This is a genomic window from Burkholderia sp. BCC1999 (assembly GCF_905339975.1).
GTDB lineage: Bacteria > Pseudomonadota > Gammaproteobacteria > Burkholderiales > Burkholderiaceae > Burkholderia.
Map to the genome: position 1 here is coordinate 1 of NZ_CAJPHP010000016.1, position 25,764 is coordinate 25,764.

The 25,764-nt window shown below is 69.7% G+C and carries 25 protein-coding genes; 11 read left to right on the forward strand and 14 right to left on the reverse strand.

Features of this window, described 5'->3' with window-relative positions; genetic code table 11:
* Positions 1-246: 246 nt before the first annotated feature.
* The gene (phbB, locus tag U5809_RS22740) at positions 247-990 is read left to right on the forward strand and encodes an acetoacetyl-CoA reductase (protein WP_059233189.1); all 744 of its coding nucleotides are present in this window, start codon (positions 247-249) and stop codon (positions 988-990) included.
* A 109-nt stretch (positions 991-1,099) separates the two neighbouring features.
* Positions 1,100-1,306, forward strand: coding sequence for a hypothetical protein (locus tag U5809_RS22745; RefSeq protein WP_322088214.1), 207 nt, complete (start codon positions 1,100-1,102; stop codon positions 1,304-1,306).
* A gap of 83 nt (positions 1,307-1,389) precedes the next feature.
* On the opposite strand, the gene U5809_RS22750 is transcribed toward U5809_RS22745, so the two are convergent.
* The 10 genes from U5809_RS22750 to U5809_RS22795 form a co-directional block, all read right to left on the reverse strand.
* On the reverse strand, positions 1,390-1,689 hold the full coding sequence (locus tag U5809_RS22750; RefSeq protein ID WP_176050352.1) for a hypothetical protein: 300 nt from the start codon (positions 1,687-1,689) through the stop codon (positions 1,390-1,392).
* Between the two features lie 27 nt (positions 1,690-1,716).
* Positions 1,717-2,220 carry a hotdog family protein gene (locus U5809_RS22755; protein ID WP_322088215.1) on the reverse strand — a complete coding sequence of 168 codons (504 nt, stop codon included), beginning with the start codon at positions 2,218-2,220 and terminating at the stop codon, positions 1,717-1,719.
* Positions 2,220-3,035, reverse strand: a complete 816-nt coding sequence (locus U5809_RS22760) for a beta-ketoacyl synthase chain length factor (protein WP_322088216.1) — start codon at positions 3,033-3,035, stop codon at positions 2,220-2,222. Before U5809_RS22760 ends, U5809_RS22755 begins: the two co-directional genes overlap by 1 nt.
* A gap of 8 nt (positions 3,036-3,043) precedes the next feature.
* Positions 3,044-4,255, reverse strand: a complete 1,212-nt coding sequence (locus tag U5809_RS22765) for a beta-ketoacyl-[acyl-carrier-protein] synthase family protein (protein ID WP_322088217.1) — start codon at positions 4,253-4,255, stop codon at positions 3,044-3,046.
* A 63-nt stretch (positions 4,256-4,318) separates the two neighbouring features.
* The gene (locus U5809_RS22770; protein WP_322088218.1) at positions 4,319-5,203 is read right to left on the reverse strand and encodes a polysaccharide deacetylase family protein; all 885 of its coding nucleotides are present in this window, start codon (positions 5,201-5,203) and stop codon (positions 4,319-4,321) included.
* Positions 5,200-7,665: an MMPL family transporter gene (locus U5809_RS22775; protein ID WP_322088219.1), complete on the reverse strand. Its 2,466-nt coding sequence runs from the start codon at positions 7,663-7,665 to the stop codon at positions 5,200-5,202. Before U5809_RS22775 ends, U5809_RS22770 begins: the two co-directional genes overlap by 4 nt.
* Positions 7,665-8,300 carry an outer membrane lipoprotein carrier protein LolA gene (locus U5809_RS22780; protein ID WP_322088220.1) on the reverse strand — a complete coding sequence of 212 codons (636 nt, stop codon included), beginning with the start codon at positions 8,298-8,300 and terminating at the stop codon, positions 7,665-7,667. Before U5809_RS22780 ends, U5809_RS22775 begins: the two co-directional genes overlap by 1 nt.
* Positions 8,297-9,274, reverse strand: coding sequence for an acyl-CoA synthetase (locus U5809_RS22785; RefSeq protein ID WP_322088221.1), 978 nt, complete (start codon positions 9,272-9,274; stop codon positions 8,297-8,299). Before U5809_RS22785 ends, U5809_RS22780 begins: the two co-directional genes overlap by 4 nt.
* Positions 9,271-11,013: an AMP-binding protein gene (locus U5809_RS22790; RefSeq protein WP_322088222.1), complete on the reverse strand. Its 1,743-nt coding sequence runs from the start codon at positions 11,011-11,013 to the stop codon at positions 9,271-9,273. The genes U5809_RS22785 and U5809_RS22790 overlap by 4 nt, the downstream gene beginning before the upstream one ends.
* 65 nt (positions 11,014-11,078) lie before the next feature.
* Positions 11,079-11,732 carry a hypothetical protein gene (locus U5809_RS22795; RefSeq protein ID WP_322088223.1) on the reverse strand — a complete coding sequence of 218 codons (654 nt, stop codon included), beginning with the start codon at positions 11,730-11,732 and terminating at the stop codon, positions 11,079-11,081.
* Between the two features lie 547 nt (positions 11,733-12,279).
* On the opposite strand from U5809_RS22795, the gene U5809_RS22800 reads away from it, so the two are divergent.
* The 5 genes from U5809_RS22800 (at position 12,280) to U5809_RS22820 (ending at position 16,543) form a co-directional block, all read left to right on the forward strand.
* Positions 12,280-12,564, forward strand: coding sequence for a phosphopantetheine-binding protein (locus tag U5809_RS22800; protein ID WP_322088224.1), 285 nt, complete (start codon positions 12,280-12,282; stop codon positions 12,562-12,564).
* A gap of 95 nt (positions 12,565-12,659) precedes the next feature.
* Complete coding sequence (gene fabG / locus U5809_RS22805) at positions 12,660-13,376, forward strand: 3-oxoacyl-ACP reductase FabG (protein ID WP_322088225.1); 717 nt, start codon at positions 12,660-12,662, stop codon at positions 13,374-13,376.
* An 86-nt stretch (positions 13,377-13,462) separates the two neighbouring features.
* Complete coding sequence (locus U5809_RS22810; RefSeq protein WP_322088226.1) at positions 13,463-14,665, forward strand: endoribonuclease L-PSP; 1,203 nt, start codon at positions 13,463-13,465, stop codon at positions 14,663-14,665.
* A gap of 131 nt (positions 14,666-14,796) precedes the next feature.
* Positions 14,797-15,579, forward strand: coding sequence for a glycosyltransferase family 2 protein (locus U5809_RS22815; RefSeq protein WP_322088227.1), 783 nt, complete (start codon positions 14,797-14,799; stop codon positions 15,577-15,579).
* 202 nt (positions 15,580-15,781) lie between these two features.
* Entirely contained in the window at positions 15,782-16,543 is a 762-nt protein-coding gene (locus U5809_RS22820; protein WP_176050339.1) for a M48 family metalloprotease, read from the forward strand.
* Between the two features lie 116 nt (positions 16,544-16,659).
* Here U5809_RS22820 and U5809_RS22825 read toward each other — a convergent pair whose 3' ends face one another.
* The 4 genes from U5809_RS22825 to U5809_RS22840 are packed head-to-tail and all read right to left on the reverse strand — an operon-like array spanning position 16,660 to position 21,393.
* Positions 16,660-18,378, reverse strand: coding sequence for a lactate permease LctP family transporter (locus tag U5809_RS22825; protein ID WP_322088228.1), 1,719 nt, complete (start codon positions 18,376-18,378; stop codon positions 16,660-16,662).
* 50 nt (positions 18,379-18,428) lie between these two features.
* Complete coding sequence (locus U5809_RS22830; protein WP_322088229.1) at positions 18,429-19,874, reverse strand: LutB/LldF family L-lactate oxidation iron-sulfur protein; 1,446 nt, start codon at positions 19,872-19,874, stop codon at positions 18,429-18,431.
* Entirely contained in the window at positions 19,871-20,596 is a 726-nt protein-coding gene (locus U5809_RS22835) for a lactate utilization protein C (RefSeq protein ID WP_322088230.1), read from the reverse strand. The genes U5809_RS22830 and U5809_RS22835 overlap by 4 nt, the downstream gene beginning before the upstream one ends.
* The gene (locus tag U5809_RS22840) at positions 20,593-21,393 is read right to left on the reverse strand and encodes a (Fe-S)-binding protein (protein WP_322088231.1); all 801 of its coding nucleotides are present in this window, start codon (positions 21,391-21,393) and stop codon (positions 20,593-20,595) included. The genes U5809_RS22835 and U5809_RS22840 overlap by 4 nt, the downstream gene beginning before the upstream one ends.
* Positions 21,394-21,521: 128 nt before the next feature.
* Here U5809_RS22840 and U5809_RS22845 point away from each other — a divergent pair, with 128 nt between their 5' ends.
* The 4 genes from U5809_RS22845 (at position 21,522) to U5809_RS22860 (ending at position 25,750) form a co-directional block, all read left to right on the forward strand.
* Positions 21,522-22,238 carry a FadR/GntR family transcriptional regulator gene (locus tag U5809_RS22845; RefSeq protein ID WP_176050334.1) on the forward strand — a complete coding sequence of 239 codons (717 nt, stop codon included), beginning with the start codon at positions 21,522-21,524 and terminating at the stop codon, positions 22,236-22,238.
* A 223-nt stretch (positions 22,239-22,461) separates the two neighbouring features.
* Positions 22,462-24,087 (forward strand): phospholipase D family protein, encoded by a 1,626-nt coding sequence (locus tag U5809_RS22850; protein WP_322088232.1) that lies wholly within the window; start codon positions 22,462-22,464, stop codon positions 24,085-24,087.
* Positions 24,088-24,232: 145 nt separating this feature from the next.
* Entirely contained in the window at positions 24,233-25,006 is a 774-nt protein-coding gene (locus U5809_RS22855; RefSeq protein WP_322088233.1) for a class II aldolase/adducin family protein, read from the forward strand.
* A gap of 309 nt (positions 25,007-25,315) precedes the next feature.
* Positions 25,316-25,750, forward strand: a complete 435-nt coding sequence (locus U5809_RS22860) for a CHRD domain-containing protein (protein ID WP_176050331.1) — start codon at positions 25,316-25,318, stop codon at positions 25,748-25,750.
* The last annotated feature ends 14 nt before the right edge of the window (positions 25,751-25,764 follow it).

Sequence of the window (25,764 nt, forward strand, 5' to 3'; positions counted from 1 at the left end):
TGTCGCGCTCGCGGTCGAGCGCGTCTGAGCAGGGTCTGACGACACGGTTCGCTGCGGGGCGCTGGCTGGCGTCGCAGGCGAACCGGGCAGGTTTCGCGCATGACAAGCAGCCAATAACAAGCGCGGGGTTCCGGTGCGTGCCGCGCCCGCGACGCGGGCGGTTGCGCATCGAAGCGGTGGGGCGGCAGCAGGTACGATGCCGCCGCCCCGCATTCATCGATTACTTTTTTGTCGGTAATTTATAGGATGACTAAGCGAATTGCAGTTGTGACAGGTGGAATGGGCGGTCTTGGCGAAGCGGTCAGCATCAGGTTGAACGACGCGGGCCACCGGGTAGTCGTCACGTATTCGCCGAACAACGCCGGCGCGGACCGCTGGCTGACCGAGATGCATGCGGCCGGCCGCGAGTTCCATGCGTACCCGGTGGACGTGGCCGATCACGATTCGTGCCAGCAATGCATCGAGAAGATCGTGCGGGACGTCGGCCCGGTCGACATTCTCGTGAACAACGCGGGCATCACGCGCGACATGACGCTGCGCAAGCTCGACAAGGTCAACTGGGATGCGGTGATCCGCACGAACCTCGACTCCGTGTTCAATATGACGAAGCCCGTCTGCGAAAGCATGGTCGAGCGCGGCTGGGGTCGCATCGTCAACATCTCGTCGGTGAACGGCTCGAAGGGTTCGGTCGGCCAGACCAACTATGCAGCCGCGAAGGCGGGCATGCACGGCTTCACGAAATCGCTCGCGCTCGAGATCGCGCGCAAGGGCGTGACGGTGAACACGGTGTCGCCGGGCTACCTCGCGACGAAGATGGTGACGGCGATCCCGCAGGACATCCTCGACTCGAAGATCCTCCCGCAGATTCCGGCGGGCCGGCTCGGCAAGCCCGAGGAAGTCGCGGCGCTGGTCGCTTACCTGTGCTCGGAGGAGGCCGGCTTCGTGACGGGCTCCAACATCGCGATCAACGGCGGCCAGCACATGCACTGACGCGCGGCGGCCCGCACGGCGTTCGCGCACGTGTCGGGCCGCGTTCCGCACTATCCAGTGCCAGGGCGGCGGCAGGCGCGCCGCTTCGGCCTCGCATACCGGAGAACGCATGGGCGACACCTGGATGGGACTCGCGATCGGCGGCACGGCACTGGCCGTCGCGTTGACGATGGCGGTCTCGCTCTACTGGCTCGAGCGGCGCCGCGCGCGGCTGCTGCGGAACTTCGATCATCGCGATTGCTGGCTCGTCGCGTACGGCAGGTGCTTCGCGCGCAGGCCGGCACGGCCGGCCCGCCGCGTGCGCGGGGCGCGTTGACGGCGCCAGTACCGCGCTAGTGACGCCATGATCGATGCACGGTCACGCGTCGCGCGCAGGCAGCCTGCGCGCGACGCGCGTGATCAATCGCTCTTGTCGCTCTTTCCGGACGACTCGCCCGAGTCGCTCTTGTGGAAGATCCGCTTCGTCGTGCGCTTGGTGGCATCCCAGCCTTCGCGCGACGCATGCGCGACGCCGTGCCCGACCGCCTTCGCGGCGCTCGCGGTCGCATGGCCGAAGCTGCGTGCCGCTTCGCCGGTCTTGTGTGCGGCTTCCTTCGAATCGCGCTTGATGTCCTGCTTCACTTCCGACATGTCCGCGTGCGCGATCGGGCTGATCAGCGCCAGAACGAGCGCGGTACCAATGAACTGACGAACTTTCACGACCTGGTTTCCTTGGGGTTTGCCTCTTCAGCGAGGATTCGTGGCGCCGGCTGGCGCCGGTTGAAACGCGCCGGCGGCCGATGCGTCGAGCATCACCGCGGCGCGGCCGGATAGCAGCACGCGATCGCCGCAGCGCACCGCGAAACCGTACAGCACCGAGCGGTCATCGCCGCTCACGCGTTCCGCGTCGACGACGAGCGGTTGCGCGAACGTGTCGAGCCGGTCGACGAACGCGTCGACGTTGCGCACGCTCGCGAGATAACCGGCGCGCGGGCGTGCTTCGCGCGCGCCGAGCAGCGCGCCGTGCACGGCCATTGCCTGCGCGGCGTATTCGATGCCGCAGACCGACGCGAGCCGACCGTGCGAGCGCAGCGGGTTGTGCGGATCACGATGGCTCGTCGCCGTGCAGCGGATCCGTTCGGCATCCCATGCATCGACCGTATCGAGCACGCACATCGCGCCGCCGTGCGGAATGTGCGCGGCGATCCATGCGTGGTCGAGCGGCGGCGCAAGCGGGCGTGTGACGGTCATCACGCACGCTCCGAGAAGGATTCGGGCATCGCGACGTCGACCTGCACGCGCGTATCGGCCAGATAGTCGAGCACGACACGCGTCGAACGCCGCGCGGCGAGTGCGTCGAGCAGCGGCAGCACGCGCGCGGCCGGATTGCCGGCGCGCAGCGCGTCGAGTTCGGCATTCGCCAGTGTCGTCGCGGGCGCGTCGGTGAGCTGCACGTCGATGCGGGCGAGTGCACGTTCACTCGCGTCGGGCGCGAGCACGAGCGCGATGCCGAACGCGTCGCCGATCGGCCGCACCGCGCGCAGCGGTTCCGGATAGTCGGTGTCGTACGCGATCAGCAGCGTCGGCATGCGATCGACGACGACCTGGCACAGGCTTTCGAGCAGGCCGGCGGCAAAGCTGCCGTCGTGCGCGCACAGCACGTTCGACGTCGCCATCGCGCGGGTCGCGATGCTCCAGTAGCCGGCCGGCGCGTTGTGCACGGAGTTGTGGAAACGCGTCGGCGACAGCTGGCGATCGTCGCCGGCCAGCGTTTCGCAGATCGCGTGGCAATTCTGGCCGTCGCCGCCGGATGCGCTGAACACGGTCGCGAGCGTCGCCGCGTCGCGGCCGCTCGCGGCCACCGCTGCGTGGCCGACCGCAAGCGCCGTGCGCACGACAGGGCCGGTGCGGCGCCGCTCGGCCGACGGCAGCCCGGCCGGCGGCGGCAGTTCGGTGCGCGCGGGGGCATAGGGTGCGTGGCCCGCAAGCACGTCGGCCGCGTGCGGCCAGTCGTTCAATCCGGGCCCGACGAGGCCGATGCTTTCGATGTAGGCGGTGAGTGTCATGGCGGGCCTCAACGGCGTGCGTGATCGGCGCGGCCGAGGATCAGGCTGCAATTCGTGCCGCCGAAGCCGAACGAATTGGAGAGTACGGCGCGCATGCGCGCGTCGCGGCTCGCGAGCACGTAGTCGGCCACGAGTGCCGGGTCGGGTTGCGTCGTGTTGACGCCGGCCGGCACGAACTGGTCGCGCAGCGCGAGCGCGGCGACGATGGCTTCGAGCGCGCCGGCCGCGCCGAGCGTGTGGCCGGTCGCGCCCTTCGTCGAGCTGCACGGCGTGCTGGCGAACAGCGCGCCGACCGCGCGGCTTTCGGCCGCGTCGTTGCTCGGCGTCGCGGTGCCGTGCAGGTTCACGTAGTCGATGTCGTGCGCGCCGAGGCCGGCGGACGCGAGCGCCTGCTCGATCGCGGTGCGCGCGCCGAGCCCCTCCGGATGCGGCGACGACATGTGATGCGCGTCGCTCGATTCGCCGATGCCGAGCAGCAGGATCGCGTCATCGTCGAGCGCGGCGGGCAGCTCGGGCACACGCTCGACGAGCGCGAACGCGGCGGCCTCGCCGATCGAGATGCCGTCGCGCGCGACATCGAACGGCCGGCACGGCTGGCGCGACAGCAGTTCGAGCGAATTGAAACCGTACAGCGTCGTCAGGCACAGCGAATCGACGCCGCCGACGACTGCCGCGTCGATCAGCCCGGCTTCGATCATGCGTCGCGCGGAGCCGAACACCTTCGCGCCGGACGAGCACGCGGACGAGATCGCCATCGCCGGCCCGCGCAGCGCGAAGTACGCGCGCACGAATGCGGCCGGCGAATACGGGTTGTGCGTCTGCGCGTAGCGGAAATCGGCCGGCAGCGCGCCGCTCGCCGGATCGCGGCGCTGGTATGCGTGCTCGGTCTCGAGGATGCCGGCCGTGCTCGTGCCGACGAACACGCCGACGCGCGCCGCGCCGTAGCGGGCGACGGCCGCCGCGACACGGGCGTCGAAGCCGTCCTGCGTGAGGCCGAGCTGCGCGAGGCGGTTGTTGCGGCATTCGAAGTCGGCGAGGTCGGCGCGCACGGGGTGCGCATCGACGCCGTCCACCGCGCCGATCCACGTGTCGAGATCCGCGCGCTCGAAGTGGCACGGCGTGAGCCCGCCACGCGCTTGGCGCAGCGCATCGAGGGTCGCATCGAGGCCGCGGCCGATGCAACTGGTGGCGGTGAAGTGCGAGAGCAGGAGAGGGTTCACGAGGGTCGTATCCGGTGGCCGGAACGGGCGCCGCGGCAGGGCTGGCGGGCGCGCCGTTCGAGGTCAGATTTTATCAAACGGGGGGGCCGGAACGCCCGGCTGGCCGGGCGGTTCGGGCGCGAGCGCCGCGCGCAGCGTGGTCCAGTGCAACTGCGCATCGGCGGCTGCGCGCAACACCGCCTGCAGCACGTCGAGCACGACCGGTTCGCCGCGCGCATCGCGTGCCGCATGACCGTCGTGCACCAGCAGGATGTCGCGCGCATCGAGACCGTGCAGCAGGCGACGCGTGACGATCGCGGCATCGCGGGCGCGCGTGTCGAAGCCGCGCCGCGTCCAGCTGGCGAGCTGCAGGCCGAGTTCGCACAGCACCGGTTCGAGAAACGGATTGCGCAGGCCGGCCGGCGCGCGGAAGAACAGCGGGCGGGTGCCGGCGATCTCGGTCAGCGTCTGCTGCGCGGCCGCGATCTCGCGCCGCAGCGTAGCGGGCCCCGACAGCGAGAACGTGTGCCGGTGCCGCTGGCTGTGGTTCTCGACCGCATGGCCACGCGCGACGATTGCCTCGATCCACCGAGGATGGCGGCGCGCAAGATCGCCGATGCAGAAGAACGTCGCACGTGCGTCGTAACGATCGAGCAGGTCGAGTACGCGCGGCGTGACGTCCGGGTCCGGGCCGTCGTCGATCGTCAGTGCGATCTTGCGGCCGGCGCCTGCCGGCAGGCGCGTCCAGTTCGGGCCGAGCAGCGCGCTGCGCGGCCACAGGCCGGCGGCCGTCAGCGCGAGATGCGACGCGACCACACCGCCGACGGCCCACGGCCACGTAGCCGGTTGCGCGATGACGGCGGCTGCCGCACCCGCGTGCAGCGCGGCTGTCCCCGCGATCAGCGGCGTCGGTTTCCAGCGGCGCGTATTGCCGGCCTGGTGCGATGGAACGGACGACGGCGCGTTCATGCCGGACTCCGTTGATGACGCGCGCCGGCCGTTGCGGCACGCGGCGCGAGAATCGCCGCGAACGCGAGCGCGAGCATTGCACCGGGGCCGACGGTCAGCCCGAAGGTCTCCAGCAGCGGCACGCGCGACAGCGCGAGCAGCCCGAAGCCGGCGACCGTCGCGAGGTTCGCGATCAGCAGCGACACGAGTGTGTAGGGCGTCACGGGCTGCGCGTCGTCGCGCTTGCAGAAGAACAGCGCGTAGTTCGAGCCGACCGCGACGATCAGCAGCATCCCGACGAGATGCAGGATCGTCAGTTGCACGCCGGCCAGCGCGAAGCCGGCCGTCACGACCAGCACGGCCGCGACGAGCGGCGCGAGCGCGCGCACGGCAACGCGCGGCGAACGCAGCGCGATCAGCATCAGCACGGCGATCGCAGCAAAACCCGCGAGCGATAGCCGGATGTCCTCGCGTACGTAGCTCACGTACAGGCGATCGGCTTCGGCCTTCATGTCGACGAACAGCGCATCGGGCACACCCGCACGCGCGACGGCCGCGCGAATCGGCGTCGCATCGAGGCCGGACGCCGGCTGCGCGGTGCGTGCGGCATCCGGCGCGCGCAGCGACAGCATTGCGCTCCAGCGGCCGTCACGTTCGGTCAGTAGCGCATCGACGGCGAGCGCCATCGACGTGCCGCGCAGGTCCGCGCGCGTGAGCAGCGGCGCATGGCGGGCGGCGTCGACGTCGGCGATGAACGGCGCGAACAGGTCGGGCTTCACCGCGATCGGCTGGTTCGCGACGGCGTCGCGCATCCGGGCGGCCAGCACGCTTGCATCCGGCAAGCTCGCCTTCCGCGCGCGCTGCGCGGCATCGCTCGGCAGGTAGCGCGCGGGGCTTTCGAACCCGGCGAGCACGCCCTGGTCGACGAGCGGCTGCAATTGTGCGGCCACGTGTTCGGCGCCTTCGAGCGCGGCTTGTTCGGTCGGCGCGGCAATCACGACGAGGTAGCGCACGTCGGGCGCGCCGACGTCCGCGCGCAGCCGCGCGTCGAGCGCCTGCGCTTGCGCCGGCACGGGGCTGAGCGCGGCGAGCTCGCGGCTCCACAGGCCGTCGCGATGCAGCACGAGCGTCGCGATCGCGGCAACCACCAGCACGGCGAGCGGCCAGCGCAGCCGCGGCGCGGCATCGGCCGCGCGCGCGAGCACCGCGCCGACGCGCGACACGTCGCGGATCGCGACATGTTCGCCGCGCAGGTGCGGCAGCACGAAGCGCGTGACGAGCGCGGCGGCCGTCAGCCCGACGATCGAATACAGCCCGAGCTGCACGAGGCCCGGGAATCCGGAGAACAGCATCGACGCGAAACCGCACACGGACGTCAGCACGCCGAGCCGGATCGTCGGCCAGTACGCGGCGACCCATGCGCGCGTCGCATCGCCCGGGCGCGCGGTGCCGCGCGTGCCGGCTTGCGCCGATTGCACGAACAGGTAGATCGAATAGTCGACGGCTTCGCCGATCAGCGTCGTGCCGAAGCCGAGCGTGAGCCCGTGGACCGTGCCGAACGCGACGCTGACCGCCGCGATCCCGGCCGCGACGCCCGTCAGTACCGGCAACAGCCCGAGCACGAGTGTGCGCGGCGAACGGTACAGCGTCAGCAGCAGCGCGACGATCAGCACGACGCTCGCCGTCGACAGACGCTCGACGTCATGCCGGATCGTGTCGCGTGTGTCGACCGAGAACACGCCGGGGCCCGTCATCGCGAGCGTGGTTGCGGTTGCATGCGGCACGGCCTGCTTCGCCACGGCGAACGCGCTCCGCACCGTGTCGATCGCGCGTGCCTGTGCATCGGTATCGGAGCCGGCGGCAGCCGTCTGCACGACGAGCACCGCGCGCGTGCCGTCGCGCGATGCCCACACGCCGTCGCGGCTCGCCGGTTCGGCCGCGCTGTCGAGCTGGTCGACGAGCGCGGTGACTTCGCCGGTCGGGTCGCGCGGCAGCATCGCCTTGGCCACGAGGCCGGCCGACGAACTCAGCAGGTCGAGGCTGTCGCCGAGCGCCTGGTGCAGGCCGTCGGCGCTGAAGCGCTGCGGCGTGACGGCCGGGCTCAGCAGGTAGCGGTGATCGAAGACGAACTGCCGGTCGCGCGCATCGTTCGCGGCTTCGCCGTTGTGCACGGCCGCGAATTGCGGATCGGTGCGCAGTGCGCCGGCGACGCGCCGCGACAGTGCGGCGCGCGTGGCCGCATCGCTGCCGTCGATCGCGACGAGGATCAGCCGCGACACGATGCCGTCCCGCAACTGGTCGACGAGCACGCGCTGTCCGGCGCTCGGCGAACTCGGCAGGAACGCGGACAGGTCGGCCGTGAAGTGTGCGCGCCCGATCGCGACGCCGCACGCGACGAGCGCGAGCAGCCACACGAGCACCGCGCGCTGCCGCCACACGTGCAGGTGGCGGGCGACGGGTGACGGGCGCGTGCGTTCGTCCATCAGTTCGCGGTCGCCGCAACGGGTTGCAGGCGCATCACCGAATGGTCGCCGTCGGCCTGCCGGATTGCGACGCTGCGCAATACGTCACGCGTGCCGTCGAGCGTGATCGTGCTGACGACCTTCAGCATCCGGGAGTCGAGCGGCGTGAGCGTCAGCGTCCAGTCGTCGCCGTGCCCGGCGAGCGCGACGTTGTATATCTGTTCGAGCGCGAAGCGGTTGCCGGCGAGCGTCGCGCGGATGCTGTCGATGAACGCACCGAGTTCCGGATAGCGCGCGAGCGCGAGCGTGAACTTGCGGTTGTTGCGCTCGACGGTGAGCATGTCGCCGTCGACGACGAGGTGTTCGGGCTTCGGGCTCAGCGTGTGTTTTTCCAGATGATCGGGCGCGACGAACACGAGCTCGCCGGACGATTCGACCGGCTGCGTGGCGATCGACAGGTACTTCGTCTCGGTGAACGTCGCGCGTCCGGACTTATGCTGGGCGAGCGTCGACATCAGCCGGTCGAGGTTCCATGCCGGTGCCGTGTCGGCCGCGTGCGCGGGCACGGCCAGCGAGATCGCGGCGGCGGTGGCCGCGAGCAGGCGGGCGGCGCGGCGCGGCGCGAGCGGAAGCAGAAAGCGGCGAACGGCGGTCATGCGTCGGAATCCCTCGTGGCGGGCAGGTCGGTACCGGCGTGCGCCATGTCGCGGCGCGCGGCCGGGGCATCGCCGCCCTGCCAGAAATCGAAATAGTTGAACCAGTTGTACGGCGCCGCACGGCAGTACTTGTCGAGCAGCGCGACGTAGCGCGCGAGTGCCGCGTCGACGGCAGCCGCGCGCGCGTCGCGCCGCACGTCGGAGAAGTCGGCGAGCGTCTCGAAGTGCACATCGTAGCGGTTGCCGTCGCGATAAAGGCCCGTCATGAAGATCACCGGGCGCTTCAGCATCGCGGCCATGTACAGCGGCCCGAGCGGAAACGCGGCCGGCTTGCCGAGCAGCGGCAGCCGCCGCAGCGACGCGGCGGCGTCGTCGAGCAGCGTACGGTCGGCGAGCATGCCGACCATGCAGTTCGCGTCGAGGCGCTCGCGCACCTTCAGCATCGAGTCGACCTGCCCGAGCGGAATCACTTCCGGCTTCGCGGCCGGGTTCACCGCGGCGAGCGTCGCGTTGATCTTGCGCGCATTCTTCTCGTACATCGTGACGACGACGCGCAGGTCCGGATGCGTGCGGCCGATCGCGCGCACGACCTCGAAGCTGCCGAGGTGCGCGCCCATCAGGAACGCGCCGCGGCCGCCCGCGAGCGCATCGTCGACGAGCGTCTCGCCGTGCAGCCGGATATCGAACAGGTCGAAGCGCCCGTTCATCAGGTAGACGCGGTCGTGAATCGTCGCCGCGAACGTGAACACGTGCCGGTACACGTCGCGCCAGCGCACCGGGCGGCCGAGCACGCGGCGCAGGTAGTCGCGCGACGCGGCGCACGCGACCGGCGAAAACAGCACGAAGTACGTCGCGATCAGGTGCAGCACGATGCGCGCGCGCTGCCGGCCGAAGCGCAGCGAGATCCATGTCATCGTGCGCAGCAGACCGGCGTTGCTGCGCTCCTGGCGTTCGGCCCACGCGGTGCGCTTCATGGCTGCGCGCCATCCTGCGCGGCCGGCGGCGCGGACAGCACGCCGGTTGCGATCTCGCGCGACCCGGCACGCAGCGTGAAGCGGATCGCGCCGCTGGGCGCGGCGGCGTACGCGAGATCGAGCGGTTCACCCGGCGCGACCGGGCTCAGGAATTTCGCGGAACCGAGCCGCCACGCGTGCAGCGGGCGGTTCAGCGCGGTACCGATCGCGTGGATCGCATGGTCGAGCAGCACGACGCCCGGCACGACCGGATGGCCGGGGAAGTGGCCGGGCAGCGCCGGATGGTCGGCGGGAACCGTGAACGCGAGTGCGCGCGCGGCGGCCGTGTCGCGTTCGGGCACCGGCGCGGCCGCGGTGCGCGCGTGTTGCGCGACGAGCGCGGCGAGCACGTCGCGCGGCAGTTTGCCCGTTTCGTTGCGCGGCAGTGCGTCGACGAACACGAGCGGGCGCGGCATGAACGCGGGATCGATCCTCTCGCGCAGCGCGCGCTGCAGGTCGGCGGTCGTAAGTGTCGGCGCGACGACGAGCGCGACGAGGCGCGTGATCGGCTCGAGGCGAGTGTCGTCGTGCGCCGGTGCGGCTTCGTCGGGCATGAAGAACACGCCGTCGACCACCTGCGGAATCGCGTTGAGCTGATGGTTCAGGTACGCAAGCGACGTGCGCTTGCCGGCGATGTTGACGAGGTCGGCCTTGCGGCCATGCAGCAGGAACCGGCCGTCACCGAGCAGTTCGAGCGCATCGCCCATCGGCACGGGCGCTTCCACGTGGCCGCCCGACACCCAGACGGTCGGCCCGCTGTCGTCGTCGTCCGGTTCGTCGCGCGCGTCGAGGCGGATCTCCGGGAACAGTTCCCACGTCGCGCCCTGCGACGTGCGGCGGGTCGCGATCTGGCCGGTCTCGGTGCTGCCGTAGATCTCGACGAGCGGCGCGTCGAGCGCGGCCTCGGCTTCGCATGCGAGCTTTTCCGACAGCGGCGCGGTGGCCGACAGCACGAGCGCCGCCGGCGGCAGCGCGTGGCCGGCGGACAGCAGCGCGCGCAGGTGGATCGGCGACGTGACGAGCACGCGCGGTTGCGGGATCGCGTCGAGCTCGTCGCGGATGTCGACCGGGTAGAACGGCTGGCGGTTGCTGAACGCGAGGCCGCCGATCAGCGCAAGCAGCACCGTCGACTCGAAGCCATACATGTGCTGCGCGGGCACCGTGCCGATCAGCGTGGCCGCGCGGCCGTCGAGCAGGCCGAGGCGGTCGGCCGCCGCACGCACGCAGCCGACCAGGAAACCCCAGGTCTTGCGGTGCGGCACCGGCGCGCCGGTCGAGCCGGACGTGAACACGTAGGCCATGATCCGCGCCGCATCGATCTGCGGCACGGCGAACGGCGCATCGCTCGCAAGTTCGCCGGGCGCGGTGTCGGGATACGCGAAGCGCGGCAGGTCGATCGTGCAGTCGGGCGCGTCGTGCAGGCAGAACGCGTCGGGTGCGAACGAGGCGAGCTGGCGGACCATTTCCGGCGTGTGCGTCGACGGCAGCAGGCTGATCTTGCCGGCGACGAGCGCCGCGCACAGGCTGACCGCGAAGCGGTAGCGGTCGCGGCACACGTTGAATACGTGGCCGCCGGCGGGCAGCGCGGCGGCCACGCGCGCGACGTCGGCGACGAACGCGCGCACGGTGACGGGCGTGCCGTCGCGCCAGGCGATCGTCTGGTCCGGCGAGGAATGGAATACCAGCGGGTGAGTCGGCATAAATCGGTCAAGACGGGAGCGAAGGCCGGCGCGGCCGCGTGCGCGGCGGCGCGCCGGTCATGAATTCATCGGGACGCCTGCGACGCGTGTGTCGTCGCGCGATATGCGCGCACCGCGTCGACCATCCGCGGCCGCGGTTCGTGCGGCAGCGCGAAACGCCGGCACGCATGCTCGGCGGCGAACATCACGGCGACGAGCGGCAGCGACAGGTAGTTCGCGAACGTCGACCACGTGACGATCGGCGCGGTCGCGAACAGCAGCGTCGACACGGCGGCGGTCGCGACGAAGAACAGCGTCCACGCGAGCGTGATCTGCCGCGTATAACGGGCGACGGCCGGCGTGACCGTGCCGTGGATCATCGCCGCGAAGCGCGTGCACAGTGGCACCTGGCCGGCTGCGAGCGTGCGGCCGAACAGCAGCGCCATCGCGAGGTTGAAGCTCGCGTGTTCCAGATACAGGCCCCATTCGAAGTGCTGCGCGAGCGGCGCGCGCGCGGCCCACAGCGCGGCGGCGGCCAGCAGCCAGGCCGGCGCGAGCCAGGCGCGCCGTGGCGAGCGCAGCGCCGCGCCGAGCGCGAGCAGCAGCGGCGGCACGAGCGCCATCGCGAGGCCGAAACCGTGCGCGCCCGGCGTCGCGGTCGCGTAGTGCGCGCCCACCTGGTAGGCCGCCACGGCACCGACCGCCGCGGCGCCGCGCAGGACGGACAGCAGCCTGGTCATCGGCCGCCTCCATGCGCGCGGCGCGGGCACCGGCCGGCGGCCGCGGCACGCCGGCGGACGAGCGGTCGAACCGGAACGGAGCGGAAGGTTGGACGCGGCATGACTGGAGACATCTAGCGGATCGTGGCCGGACGCGGTGGTCGGGCCGTCAAACATCATATGAATGGCGGCCGGGACGCGGGTCCGGGCCGGTGGTCGGGTATGCTCATTTTAGGGCCGCGGCACCGCGTGTTCGGGGCCGGTGCGACCGGGTTTTGTAACCGATTGTATGGGACCGGACGAACGGTTTCGCGGGGTCGGTCCATTTCCATCCAAAGCGGCTCAAGCGTCTCGTGCATTCGCGTGCCGAAACGGGCCGCGGCGCCGGCTCGCCAGTCTGTAACCATTCGCGGTATACGACCCGATACCCTTCGTCTAGAATCCGCGTAACTTTTACAAACAATCCCCAAATAACGCAGGCGGGGAAGCCGGCAGACGCCGGAGGGACGGAGATTTGCACGCGCCGGGCGTGCACGACAGTTGCCGTTTCCGGGCGCCTCCCGCTGCCATGGGCCGCCTGCTCGCACGCATGATGAACGCACTGGAACAAGAGCTCGCCACGCTGATCATCGGCGAACTGAATCTCGAAGATGTCCCGCTCGACACAGTGACGGCCGACACCCCGCTGTACGGCGAAGGTTTCGGGCTCGACTCCATCGACATCCTCGAAATCGCGCTGCTGATCTCGAAGAAATACGGCTTCGAGCTGCGCTCGGACAACCCGGACAACCAGAAGATCTTTGCGACGCTCGGCGCGCTGGCCGCGTACGTCGCCGCGCATCGCACGAAGTGACGGCAGCGCGCAATAAATGACGGCATGCGGCGGCGATCGGCATACGAATCGACGCCGCGTCGATCGAGGTGAAACGCGATGAACGGAGCAATTCGATGCGGGCGCTCGTGACGGGCGGCAGCGGCGCACTCGGGCAGGCGATCTGCGCGGCGCTCGCGCAGGCCGGCCATGAGGTGTGGGTGCATGCGAACCGCCATCTCGCGCAGGCGGAGGCGGTCGCGCAGCAGATCGTCGCGGCCGGCGGCGTCGCGCACGCGATCGCGTTCGACGTGACCGACGCCGATGCGACGCTCGCCGCGCTGAAGCCGTTCATCGACGAGTCGCCGGTGCAGATCCTCGTCAACAACGCGGGCATTCACGACGACGCGCCGATGGCCGGCATGTCGCACCGGCAGTGGCACAGCGTGATCGACGTGACGCTCAACGGCTTTTTCAACGTCACGCAGCCGCTGCTGTTGCCGATGATCCGCACGCGGCGCGGGCGGATCGTCAACATCGCGTCGGTGGCCGGCGTGACCGGCAACCGCGGGCAGGTCAATTACGCGGCCGCGAAGGCGGGGCTGATCGGCGCGACGAAGTCGCTGTCGCTGGAGCTCGCGTCGCGCGGCATCACCGTGAACGCGGTGGCGCCCGGCATCATCGAATCGCCGATGGCCGAACAGGCGTTCCCCGCCGAACGCATCAAGCAGCTCGTACCCGCGCAACGCGCGGGCCGGCCCGACGAAGTCGCGGCGATGGTCGCGTATCTCGTGTCCGACGCCGCGGCCTATGTGACGGGGCAGGTGCTGTCCGTCAACGGCGGGCTCGCGTGATGGCGCGCGCCGCGTCCGTCGAGTAACGCAACGCGGCGCAGGGCCGTGTTGCCGCGCGGCCTGCGCCGCATAGTGAGGAAATCGAAGTGTCCGTACATCCAGTCGACGCCGAACGGCGCCCCTGTTCGCTGCCGTCCGCCACCGCGCCGTTCGCGCAGGGCGGCGACCGCGCACTGCGGCTCGTCCAGATGAGCCGTGCGCGGCTTGTCGCGTTGCTGGACGATGCACGCTTCGAACACGTCCTGCCGGGCGCGTTGGGTGCGGTGTGCATCGGCGCGGCAGGCTCGCATGCCGATGCGGTGGAACGGCTGCTCGCCGATCGCGTGCCCGGCCTGCCGGTCGCACCGGTGCAGATGGCGCTGCTCGGCGCCGATGCCGCAGCGGACGATGCCGTCTGCGAAATCTGGCAATGCGATGCGCGCGATTTGCGCAGCGAACGGCGCGGCGCGCTGCACTACCGCTACAGCGATACGGCCGGCCTCGTGTTCGGCAGCATCGTCGTGCACGAGACGCACGCCACGCGCGACGGCGATATGCCGCTCGAGCGCGCGACGTTCGACGCATACCGCATGCTGTTCGACCTGCTCGATACGCTCGACATGCCGCATCCGCTGCGCATCTGGAACACGGTGCCGGCGATCAATGCGGTGCAGTTCGGGATCGAGCGCTATCGTCAGTTCAATATCGGCCGGCAGCATGCGTTCGACGCGTGCAGTCGTGCGCTGACGGGCGGCGTGCCGGCCGCGTGCGCGCTCGGGTCGGTCGTGCCGGTCGCGGGCGATGCGCCGCCGGCCGCGCCGCTCGCGATTCATTTCCTCGCGAGCCGCACGCCGGCCGATCCGGTCGAGAATCCGCGCCAGGTCAGCGCGTACCACTACCCGGCGCAGTACGGCCCGCGTGCGCCGACGTTCGCGCGCGCCGCCGCATGGGCCGATGACGACGCGGCGCCGGTGCTGTTCGTCTCGGGCACCGCGAGCATCGTCGGGCACCACACCGTGCACCACGGCGACGTCGTCGCGCAGACGCGCGAGACGGTCGCGAACCTCGCGGCGGTGCTCGAGCAGGCCGCGCGGCAGGGGCATGGCCCGTTCTCGCTCGCCGATTTGAGCTATCGCGTCTACGTGCGCGACGCCGGCGATACCGCGGCGCTCGCCGCGATCGGGCGCGTGCTGCGCGATGCGGCCGGCCCCCGCGTGCGGCCGCTGTTCGTCCACGCGGACGTGTGCCGCGACGACCTGCTGGTCGAGATCGAGGCCAGCGCCGGGCATGCAATGGAGTGGCTGTCATGAAGCGCGAGAACCTCACGATCCGGCAACCGGCGCACGACGTCGACGATGTCCTGGTCGACGAAGCCTGCCGCCATTCGTCGGCAAGTCATAAACTTTTGTCAGGATCCCCGTCTTCGCAATCGGCTGTTTCCATGTCCAAGCTGCACGCCTCGTCCACCCATCTCGTGCTGATCCCGAGCTACAACCCGGGCGTCAAGGTCGACACGACCGTGCGCAATGCGCGCGCGCAGTGGAATCCGGTGTGGGTCGTCGTCGACGGCAGCACCGACGGCAGCGCCGAACGGCTGCAGGCGATGGCCGAACGCGATCCCGGCTTGCGCGTGATCGTGCTGCCGGAGAATCGCGGCAAGGGCGCCGCGGTGCTCGCGGGGCTCGATGCGGCGGCCGCGAGCGGCTTCACGCACGTGCTGACGATGGATTCCGACGGCCAGCATCCGGCCGACCTGATTCCCGCCTTCATGGCCGCCTCGCAGGCCGAGACCGACGCGATGGTGCTCGGCGTGCCGAAGTTCGACGCGAGCGCGCCGCAGTTGCGCGTGCAGGGCCGCCGCCTGTCGAACGCATGGGCCGACCTCGAGACGCTGTGGGCCGGCATCGGCGATTCGCTGTACGGGTTTCGCGTGTATCCGGTCGCGCCGCTCGCGGCGATCATGCGCCGCCAGCCGTGGATGCGCGGCTTCGACTTCGATCCAGAAGCGGCCGTGCGGCTGTGCTGGGCCGGCGTGCGCCCGATCCGCATCGACGCGCCGGTGCGTTATTTCGGCCGCCATGAAGGCGGCGTCTCGCACTTCCACTATGGCCGCGACAATGTGCTGCTCGCATGGATGCACCTGCGCCTGTTCACCGGCTTCGTGGTGCGGTTGCCGATGCTGGTCGCGCGGCGGTTGACGCGACGCCGCAACCAGGCTGCCTGAGCGGCGGCTCGCCCGTTCTCCCTCCCGATCGTCGCCCGGGTGCGACGATTGCCACGATTTTCGTCGCCAATCCGGCGACGGATCGCTGCTTCATTTCGATTCGTCGAGTAATGAACGTGTCATCTGATGTAAACATCTGGTAATTTTCTGCCGGATTATGCAAAATCGCCGCTCCCAAATACAACTATCGAGGGATTCCGGGATGCAACTCAAGAAAGCGGTAGCGGCGTGTGGCGTGGCGTTTCTGTTGAGCGCATGCGGCGGGGTGCAAGGCCTTGACGCGAACAGCCTGACGTCGGCGGGGACGAACCTGTACAAGGCGGCGACGCTGTCGGACAGCGACATCGCCGCACTGTCGAACGAATCGTGCAAGTCCAGCGACGCCGAGTCGAAAATCGCACCGGCGAACAGCGCGTACGCGAAGCGCCTGACGAAGGTGATGAAGGGCTTCGGCGACATGACGCTGAACGGCCAGAAGATCAACTACAAGGTCTACATGACCAAGGACGTCAACGCGTGGGCGATGGGCAATGGCTGCGTGCGCGTGTACAGCGGCCTGATGGACATGATGAACGACGACGAGCTGCGCGGCGTGATCGGTCATGAAATGGGCCACGTTGCACTGGGCCACTCGAAGAAGGCGATGCAGACGGCGTACGCGGTGAGCGCGGCGCGCAGCGCGGCCGGCGCGGCATCGCCGGGCGTGGCGGCACTGTCGAGCTCGCAGCTCGGCGACATCACCGAGAAGTTCATCAACGCGCAGTTCTCGCAGACGCAGGAAAGCGCCGCGGACGACTACTCGTTCGACCTGATGAAGCAGAAGGGCATGAGCCAGAAGGGCCTCGTCACCGGCTTCCAGAAGCTCGCGCAGATGGACGGCGGCCAAAGCTCGATGATGAGCTCGCACCCGTCGTCGGCGAGCCGTGCGCAGCACATCCAGGATCGCATCGCGAAGGGCAGCTGATCGCGCCACGCGCATGACGAATCGCCGGCCCGCGCCGGCGATCGGCACGCGAAGGGAAAAACCCCACGCTCGTTCGGGCGTGGGGTTTTGTCTTTTTGGGCCCGGCTGTGCGCCGCTTACGGCACCATGCCCGGCAGCACGTACGCCTGCACGAGCGTGATCAGCCCGACGATCACCGCGAACAGCAGGCTGTGCCGCACCGTGAAGCGGAACAGCTCGGACTCCTTGCCGACGAGGCCCGTCGCCGCGCAGGCGACCGCGATCGACTGCGGCGAGATCATCTTCGCGGTCACGCCGCCCGTCGTGTTCGCGGCGACCGCGAGCGTCTCGGGCACGCCGAGCTGATGGGCCGTGGCCTGCTGCAGCGAGCAGAACAGCGCGTTCGACGACGTGTCCGAGCCCGTCAGGAACACGCCGAGCCAGCCGAGGAACGGCGAGAAGAACGGGAATGCGGCGCCCGTCGCGGCCAGCATCAGCGCAAGCGTCGACGACATCCCCGAGTAGTTCGCGACGAACGCGAACGCGAGCACGAGGCCGATCGACAGGATCGGGCGCGTCAACTCCTTCAGCGTCTCGCCGAACGTGACGAGCGCGTCGCGAGGCTTCATCCGCAACAGCGCCATCGAGATCAGCGCGGTCACGAGGATCGCGCTGCCGACCGCCGACACCAGATCGATCTTCAGCACCGCTTCGAGCGCCTTCGGCGTCGCGGCGATCGGCGCGGTCTTCACGACGAGCTGGTCGAGCCCGGCCACATGGAACTTCAGCACGGTCGACGCGAGTGCGCCATGCGCGGCGAACAGCGCCTTGAACGGCGCGATGCTCCAGACCGTGACGACGGCCGTCAGGATCAGGAACGGCGACCACGCGCGCACCGTCTGCGCGAGCGTGTACGGTGATGCCTGCCGGCTCGTGCCGGTGCCGGTGCCGAAGCCGTTGCGCGAGCCCGTGCCGCCGAAGCCCGCGAGCGCAGCGCCGCCGCCGGACGCGACGAGGCCGCCGGCCGGCTGTTTCGCGGTGCGCGGCTGCCACACCTTCAGGAACGCCGCGAGCGCGACGAGGCTGACGAGCGACGACGTGATGTCCGGCAGCTCGGGCCCGATGTGGTTCGACGTGAAGTACTGCGTGACCGCGAAGCTGCCGCCCGCGACGAGTGCGGCCGGCCAGGTCTGCCGCACGCCGCGCAGCCCGTCCATCATGAACACGAGCCAGAACGGCACCGCGAGCGACAGCAGCGGCAGCTGGCGGCCGGCCATCGCGCCGATGTGGAACGGATCGATGCCCGTCACCTGCCCGGCGACGATGATCGGAATGCCCATCGCGCCGAACGCGACTGGCGCGGTGTTTGCAATCAGGCACAGTCCTGCCGCATGCAGCGGCTTGAAGCCGAGCCCGACGAGCAGCGCGGCCGTGATCGCGACGGGCGCACCGAAGCCGGCGGCGCCTTCGAGGAATGCGCCGAACGAGAAGCCGATCAGCAGCATCTGCAGGCGCTGGTCGTCGGTGATCGACAGTACGGACGCACGGATGACGTCGAACTGGCCGGTTTTCACGACGATCTTGTACAGGAACACGGCCGCGACGATGATCCACGCGATCGGCCACAGGCCGTAGGCGAAGCCGAAGCCGGCCGCGGCAAGCGCCTGCGGCACGGGCATCCCGTACGCGAGGATCGCGACGCCGAGCGACAGCAGCAGCGTGATCGCGGCGGCGACATGGCCTTTCATCCGCAGCGCGGCGAGCGCGATGAAAAAGAAGATGATCGGAATCGCGGCGACGAATGCCGACAGCCCGAGGCTGCCGAGCGGCGTGTAGATCTGATGCCAAACCTGCATGGGTGTCTCCTCCATGGATTTATTGGGGTACGGGTTTGAAAGCGAATGGGCTATTCGGGCTGGTCGCGCGCGCGCAGCAGGTCGGACAGGCTGCGCGGCGCCGGTTCGAGCGGCGTGCGGTGCTGTGTCCAGCCCATCTGTTTCGCGGGTGTCAGCGCACGCAGGCGCGTCGCGGTCCAGCGGAAGGCGCGGTACGCGCGCGGATGCGCGAACGCGCCCGACCAGAAGCGCCACACGAGGTCTTCCGCGCGGTTGTAGTTCGCGCCCTGGCCGCGCAGCGGATGCGCGACGGGTTCGTCGGGCTTGCGGTTTGCCTCGGTGCGCAGCCGCACGAGCAGCTGCGGGATCGGGATCCGCACCGGGCAGACCTCGCCGCATGCGCCGCACAGCGTCGACGCGGTCGGCAGATCGGCCGTCGCGTCGAGGCCGAGCAGGTGCGGCGAGATGATCTTGCCGATCGGGCCCGGGTAGGTGGTGCCGTACGCGTGGCCGCCGATGCGCGTGTAGACGGGGCAGTGGTTCATGCACGTGCCGCAGCGGATGCATTGCAGCGTCGCGCGCAGCTGTTCGTCCGCGTATGCCTGCGTGCGGCCGTTGTCGAGCAGCACGAGATGCAGCTCGCGCGGGCCGTCGCGTTCACCGTCGCGGCGCGGGCCCGAGATCAGGTTGAAGTAGGTCGTGATCGCCTGGCCGGTGGCCGAGCGCGTGAGCAGGCTCGACAGCGGCACGATGTGCTCGAGCTTCTCGACGACCTTTTCGATGCCCATGATCGCGATGTGCGTGTCGGGCACCGTCGTCGACAGGCGGCCGTTGCCTTCGTTCTCGACGAGCCACAGCGTGCCCGTGTCGGCCGCCGCGAAGTTCACGCCCGAGAGGCCGATGTCCGCTTCGGCGAACGCGCGGCGCAACGCGCGACGGCCGGTCTGGATCAGTTCGTCGACGTCTTCCGTGTAGCGCGTGCCGGGGATGTGTGCCTCGAACAGCTCGGCGATGTCGCCGCGCGTCTTGTGGATCGCCGGCATCACGATATGCGACGGCTTCTCGCCCGCGAGCTGCACGATGAACTCGCCCATGTCGGATTCGATGCAGTCGACGCCGTGCTCCGCGAGGTAATGGTTCAGCTCGATTTCCTCGCTCGCCATCGACTTGCCCTTGATCACGCGGCGCGCCTTCTTCGTCTGCGCGATGCCGAGCACGATCGCGTTCGCGTCGGCGGCCGTCTCGGCCCAGTGCACGTGCACGCCGGCTTCGGTGAGCTTCGTCTCCAGCCGTTCGAGCAGCGCGGGCAGTTGAGCGAGCGCGTGCTGGCGTACGGCTTCGCCGAGATCGCGCAGTTGTTGCAGTTCGGCGTCGTCGGGGAATTGCGTCGCGCGCTTGCCTTGCAGGAAGTCCATCGCGCCGCGAAAGCTCTGACGCAATGCGGGATCGTCGAGCGCGGCACGCGCGCGGGCCTTGAAGTCGCCGGGCGCGACGAATTGCAGCGTGTGGTCGCTCATCGCGGCTGGTCCTCGCTGGTGGGTACGGTCGACCGGACGGCCGAATCGGTGACGATCACGACCCACAGGCGGCGCGGGCCGTGTGCGCCGTAGGCGAGCGTCTGCTGGATGTCGGAAGTCTTCGACGGGCCCGACACCAGCACGAGATTGGTCGGCATGCCGGCGTGCCAGCGTTCCGCATGCACGGCTGCGTGCAGGTCGGCATGCAGCGTGTTCGCGTGAACGAGCGCGACATGCAGCGGCGGCACCAGCGACACCGTGCGCGGCGAGCCGGCATCGGGTGCGAGGACGACGGTGCCGGTTGCCGCGATGCCTGAGCGCGCGACGGTGAAGCCCGCGTCGATCGTGTCGAACAGTTCGGCTTTCCATGCGTCGATCGGCCGGTCGAACGGTACCGGTGCGACTGCGTCGGGCAGTGCGCGGGCGAGCGCGGCGGATTCGGCGCGGGCCGGGTCGAGCAGCAGGCGGCGCACGCCGGCATCGGCGAGGCGCGCGGCAAGCTGCGCGGGCCATGCGTCGGCGGTCGCGCACCAGACGTCGGCGTGCGACGCGGCCAGTGCGGTCTGCATGGCCTGCGCGAGCGCGTGCGGGTCGCGTTCGGTCGATGCGCGGCGCGTGTCGTAATGCGTGTCGATGCGTGCGTCGAGCGCGGGGGCGGCCGTCGCGACGACGCCCGGCGCGGCGGCGCGCAGGCGCGCGAGAATGGCGGCGCGCGCGCTCATCGCTTGTCTCCGCGCAACGACGCGGCGCCGGCCGTGCGCCGCCACAGGAAGCTCGCGAGATGCTCGACCGGCAGCGCCGCACCGGCCTTGGCCGCGGCGTGGCCGATGTTCAGCAGGCAGCCGCAGTCGGCGGACACGAGCCGGTCGCAGCCGGTCGCGCAGGCCGACGCGACCTTGTCGCGCACCATCGCGCCGGAGATGTCCGGATGTTTCAGCGAGAACGTGCCGCCGAAGCCGCAGCATTCGGATTCGCGTTCGTGTTCGATCCGCGTGACGCCCGGCAGCGCGTCGACGAGCGCGACACCATGCACGCGCGTGCCCATCTCGCGGCGTGCCGCGCACGAGGTGTGCAGCACGACGCGCTCGTCGGGCCCGGCGCTGGCCGTGGCCGCGTCGAGCTGCACGTCGAGCACGTGGACGAGGAATTCAGCGAGTTCGTAGGTCCGGTCGGCGATCGCGCGGGCCTTCGGGCCGTTGACGGGGTCGTCGGCGAACAGCGCGGGCCAATGGTGCCGGATCATGCCCGCACACGAGCCGGACGGCACGATCACGGGCCACGCTTCGGCGAACAGGTCGAGCTGCGCGGCCGCGACGCGGCGCGCTTCGTCGGGATTGCCGCTGCTGTAGGCCGGCTGCCCGCAGCAGCTCTGGCCGCGCGGATAGTGGACGGTCAACCCTTCGCGCTCCAGCAGTCGGACCGCGTCGAGCCCCGCTTCGGGGACGAACAGGTCGACCAGGCAGGTCGCGAACAGATAGACGTGCGTGGGGGCGGCGGCGGGGTACTGCCTTTCGTTCATGTCTCGCTCCAGAGGCGACGGCCCGGCATGCGGGTCGACGATTTCGCTGCATAATTCCCGCGACGGCGCCGCAGCTCAAATTGGTTGGGCCAATCGGCGCGACAGGCATTCCGCGGGGAGACGCGACGATGGCAGCGATGACGGCACGAGGCCGGACCGAAGTGGTGATGCGCAAGATCGAGACGGCGCTGCTCGACGGCACCTGGCCGGCCGGCGCGCGGCTGCCGGCCGAGCGCGTGCTCGCGCAGCAGTACGGCGTCGCACGCAATACGGTGCGCGAGGCGACGCAGCGGCTCGTCGCGCGCGGGCTGCTGCAGAGCCGGCGCGGCGCGGGCGTCTACGTGACGGACCAGCTGCGCGCGGGCATTGCCTCGCCGTGGGGCCAGCTGGTCGCCGATCATCCGGCGCTGCGCGATGACATCCTCGAATTCCGCCGCGTGCTCGAAGGCGCGACTGCGTATTTCGCCGCGCTGCGTGCGGATGCGAACGACCGGCGCCGGATCCGCACGCTGCTGCGCGAGCTCGAAACCGCGCACGCGAACGGCGCGGCGGCCGTCGAAGCCGCGACCGACGCGAAGCTGCACGAGGCGATCGCGCTCGCGTCGCACAACACGATGTTCCTGCACCTGCATACGAGCGTGATCGGGATGCTGCGCGAGCACATCTCGATCAACGTGGCGGGCATGACGACGCACGACGAGCAGGCGTCCGAGCTGCTGTTGCTGCAGCACCGCGTCGTGTGCGACGCGATCTGCGCGCAGCGGCCCGAAGAGGCGCGCACCGCGATGCAGACGCATATCGACTACGTGCGCAGCCATTTCGAGCGCAGCGGCGATGCGCAGTGAGATTGGTTGGACCGCTTCGGGTCACGGCCCGTCCGGCGGGCGAATCAGGCGTGCGCGGGCATCGCCCCCGGCAATCCGCCGCGCGCGAGCTGCCGGGAGCCGCCGGGAGCCGCCCGCGCGATTGACCGGTTTATCGGCCGCCCACTAGAATCGGCCGGAACCGCGCGCCAGCCGCGCGCCGCGGCGAATGCGGACCGTCGTTCCGCCAGTCGAGGAAGCTCCCGTGCTCACGTCTTTCATCCGGCGCGCGCCGGCCGCGCCGTCATGGCGTGCCGCATGCCGCCCGGCCCGTGCGCTGGCCGTTTGCGCACTGCTGTCGCTCGTCGCCGCGTGCGCGACGCATCCGCCCGCCACCACGCTCGATCGCCCGGTTTCCCACGCGCTGCCGCCCGATACCGCGACGCCGTTGCGCGACGCACTGGCCGCGCCCGAGGCCGCGCATCCGGGCCAGTCGGGCTTCCGGCTGCTCGCCGACGGCGCGCAGGCGCTGCAGATGCGCATCGCGCTCGCACGCGCCGCGACGAAGACGCTCGACATGCAGTACTACATCACGACCGAGGACACGACGGGCAAGCTGCTGCTCGCCGCGGCGCTGTACGCGGCCGATCGCGGCGTGCGCGTGCGGATGCTGGTCGACGACCTGAACTTCCGCGATATCGACCGCGTGATGGCCGCGCTGAACACGCATCCGAACATCGAGATTCGCGTATTCAACCCGTTCGGCGCGTCGCGGCAGCGGATGGTCGAGCGCACGACCAACTTCTTCACGCGGATCGACAGCTTCACGCGCCGGATGCACAACAAGGCGATGATCGCGGACAACCAGATCGCGATCGTCGGCGGCCGCAATCTCGGCGACGAATACTTCAGCGCGAGCCCGACGCTGCAGTTTCGCGATCTCGACGTGCTCGCCGCCGGCCCCGTGACGAACGACGTCTCGGCGAGTTTCGACACATACTGGTCGAGCGCGAGCAGCTATCCGTTGCGGGTGCTGAATCATCAGGCTTTCGATCCGAAGGATCTCGACGCGATGCGCGACGAGCTGCGCAACCATTGGCGCCAGAACGCCGAGCCGTACAACGCGAAGCCGCTGAATGCGACGCCGCTCGCGCAGCAGATTGCGCGCGACGAACTCGGGCTCGTGTGGGCGCCGGCCGAGTTCAAGGTCGACGCGCCCGACAAGGTCGCGCAGCCGACCGACGCGTACGTGAGCCCGCCGATGCAGCGGCTCGTCGAGCTGACGCGCGGCGCGCAGCAGGAATTCCTCGCGTTCTCGCCGTACTTCGTGCCGCACGACGCGGGCGTGAAGATTCTCGGCGACACGACCGCGCGCGGCGTGCGCGTCGCGATCCTGACGAATTCGCTCGCCGCGACCGACGCGGTCGCCGTGCAGGCCGGCTATGGACCCTACCGCGTGCCGCTGCTGCAGCACGGCGTCGAGCTGTACGAGTTCAAGGCGCAGCCGGGTCGCCAGCGTCCGCGCCTGTTCGGATCGCGTTCGCGCGCGAGCCTGCACGCGAAGGCGTACGTGATCGACCGGAAAATCCTCGTGATCGGCTCGATGAACCTCGATCCGCGTTCCGCGCACCTGAATACCGAGTTGGCGCTGGTGATCCATAGCCCGACGCTCGCCGAGCAGGTCGCGAAGATCTTCGCGCGCGCGACGCAGCCGGACGAAAGCTATCGCGTGAGCCTCGTCGCGCCGGCCGGCGGCGGGTCGCCCGAACTCGAGTGGACGGGCACCGACGACGGCAAGCCGACGACCTATCACGTCGATCCGCACGCAGGGCTGATGCGCAACCTGATGACGGGCATTTTCATGCTGCTGCCGGTCGACGACCAGCTTTAAGGGGACGGAAGCGCTCCGGCTAAACCCGCGTTAACGCGGTATGGGGAAGGTGATATGGTTGTGCACGCAACCATCGTGGCGGCATGGCAGTTCGACGACACGGCCCGACGGCCCGCGCCACGCACACCCGCAACCGGAGTTCCCCATGCAACGTGTACCGAACCAGCCGTTCACGCGTCCGGCCCGCTTCTCGGAAGCCGAATGGCAGGCGCGCATGCAGCTCGCGGCCGCCTACCGCATTTTCGATTACCTCGGCTGGACCGAGCTGATCTACAACCACATTTCGCTGCGCGTACCCGGCGAGGACGGGCATTTCCTGATCAACCCGTTCGGACTCCATTACCGCGAGGTATGTGCGTCGAACCTCGTGAAGATCGACATCGACGGCAACCTGATCGGGCATTCCGACTGGCCGATCAATCCGGCCGGCTTCACGTTCCACAGCGCGATCCATGCGGCGCTGCCCGACGCGCACTGCGTGATGCACGTCCATACGACGCCCACGATGGCCGTGTGCTGTTCGCGTGACGGGCTGTCGTTTTCCAACTTCTATTCGGCGCAGCTGTACGGGAAGATCGCGTATCACGACTTCGAGGGCATCACCGTGCATCTGGAGGAGGGGCGGCGCATCGTCGAGAGCGCGGGCGGGCGGCCCGTGCTGCTGCTGCGCAACCACGGGCCGGTGACGATCGGCGCGACGCTCGCGCAGACGTTCTCGCTGATGTGGCTGCTCAACCGCGCGTGCGAGGTGCAGGTCGCGACGCATGCGATCGGCGATGCGCTGCCGATCGCGCCGCCGGTGCTCGAAGGATGCGTGCGCGATTCGCTGAATTTCGATCCGAAGCATGGCGCGGGGCAGGACGCGTTCGACGCGCTGCAGCGTATCGTCGATCGCATCGATCCCGGCTATCGCGCGTGACGTGCCGCGTGTGCCGGCGGCGCAGGCAAAAAAAACGCGGCCGGGTGGCCGCGTGAATACTCGCAGACTCCTTCGGACGAAGGAAACAAGCAACTGTGAAACGAAGTGTAGCGAAAGGCCGCGCGCGGATTCAGCCGTCAGGCTGCAAAGGTCCGTTCCAGCTTGACGCAGACTGACGTGACGCTGCGCGTCGCGCTGCGACGGTTCGCAGCATGGCCGTTCGGTGGGCTCCCGCAACGGCGGCGATCGACTACCATCCTATCTGGCGCCCCCGTTCGGGCGGCGTACAACGTCGTACAAGGAGAGTCCATGCTCAAGCTGCGTTTGCTCCAGGTCGCGTTACTCGCGGGCGTGCTGGCCGCCGGCAGTGCCGCCGCCGAAACGGTGCGCCTGTCCGCCAGCCTCCAGCCATCGAGTGAAGTGCCGCCCACGGCGACCAAGGGTTCGGGTAGCGTCGACGCCACGTACGACACGGCCACCCATACGCTGCAGTGGATCGCAACTTACGAACACCTCACGGGGCCGGCCACTGCCGCGCATTTCCACGGGCCCGCACCGGTCGGCCAGAACGCCGGCGTGCAGGTGCCGATTCCGAAGGACGAGCTGGCGAGCCCGATCAAGGGTTCGAAGGAACTCACCGACGCGCAGGTCACCGACCTGATGGGCGGCAAGTGGTACTTCAACGTCCATACGAAGGAGCATCCGGCCGGCGAGATCCGCGGCCAGGTGATGCCGGCGAACTGAGCGCCGGTGTTTGA

Bases quoted from the DNA above. Each gene is read 5' to 3' on its own strand.
- phbB (WP_059233189.1), top strand. From the start codon at position 247: ATGACTAAGCGAATTGCAGTTGTGACAGGTGGAATGGGCGGTCTTGGC.
- U5809_RS22745 (WP_322088214.1), top strand. From the start codon at position 1,100: ATGGGCGACACCTGGATGGGACTCGCGATCGGCGGCACGGCACTGGCC.
- U5809_RS22755 (WP_322088215.1), bottom strand. From the start codon at position 2,220: ATGACCGTCACACGCCCGCTTGCGCCGCCGCTCGACCACGCATGGATC.
- U5809_RS22760 (WP_322088216.1), bottom strand. From the start codon at position 3,035: ATGACACTCACCGCCTACATCGAAAGCATCGGCCTCGTCGGGCCCGGA.
- U5809_RS22770 (WP_322088218.1), bottom strand. From the start codon at position 5,203: ATGAACGCGCCGTCGTCCGTTCCATCGCACCAGGCCGGCAATACGCGC.
- U5809_RS22775 (WP_322088219.1), bottom strand. From the start codon at position 7,665: ATGGACGAACGCACGCGCCCGTCACCCGTCGCCCGCCACCTGCACGTG.
- U5809_RS22780 (WP_322088220.1), bottom strand. From the start codon at position 8,300: ATGACCGCCGTTCGCCGCTTTCTGCTTCCGCTCGCGCCGCGCCGCGCC.
- U5809_RS22785 (WP_322088221.1), bottom strand. From the start codon at position 9,274: ATGAAGCGCACCGCGTGGGCCGAACGCCAGGAGCGCAGCAACGCCGGT.
- U5809_RS22790 (WP_322088222.1), bottom strand. From the start codon at position 11,013: ATGCCGACTCACCCGCTGGTATTCCATTCCTCGCCGGACCAGACGATC.
- U5809_RS22795 (WP_322088223.1), bottom strand. From the start codon at position 11,732: ATGACCAGGCTGCTGTCCGTCCTGCGCGGCGCCGCGGCGGTCGGTGCC.
- U5809_RS22800 (WP_322088224.1), top strand. From the start codon at position 12,280: ATGGGCCGCCTGCTCGCACGCATGATGAACGCACTGGAACAAGAGCTC.
- fabG (WP_322088225.1), top strand. From the start codon at position 12,660: ATGCGGGCGCTCGTGACGGGCGGCAGCGGCGCACTCGGGCAGGCGATC.
- U5809_RS22815 (WP_322088227.1), top strand. From the start codon at position 14,797: ATGTCCAAGCTGCACGCCTCGTCCACCCATCTCGTGCTGATCCCGAGC.
- U5809_RS22820 (WP_176050339.1), top strand. From the start codon at position 15,782: ATGCAACTCAAGAAAGCGGTAGCGGCGTGTGGCGTGGCGTTTCTGTTG.
- U5809_RS22825 (WP_322088228.1), bottom strand. From the start codon at position 18,378: ATGCAGGTTTGGCATCAGATCTACACGCCGCTCGGCAGCCTCGGGCTG.
- U5809_RS22830 (WP_322088229.1), bottom strand. From the start codon at position 19,874: ATGAGCGACCACACGCTGCAATTCGTCGCGCCCGGCGACTTCAAGGCC.
- U5809_RS22835 (WP_322088230.1), bottom strand. From the start codon at position 20,596: ATGAGCGCGCGCGCCGCCATTCTCGCGCGCCTGCGCGCCGCCGCGCCG.
- U5809_RS22840 (WP_322088231.1), bottom strand. From the start codon at position 21,393: ATGAACGAAAGGCAGTACCCCGCCGCCGCCCCCACGCACGTCTATCTG.
- U5809_RS22845 (WP_176050334.1), top strand. From the start codon at position 21,522: ATGGCAGCGATGACGGCACGAGGCCGGACCGAAGTGGTGATGCGCAAG.
- U5809_RS22855 (WP_322088233.1), top strand. From the start codon at position 24,233: ATGCAACGTGTACCGAACCAGCCGTTCACGCGTCCGGCCCGCTTCTCG.
- U5809_RS22860 (WP_176050331.1), top strand. From the start codon at position 25,316: ATGCTCAAGCTGCGTTTGCTCCAGGTCGCGTTACTCGCGGGCGTGCTG.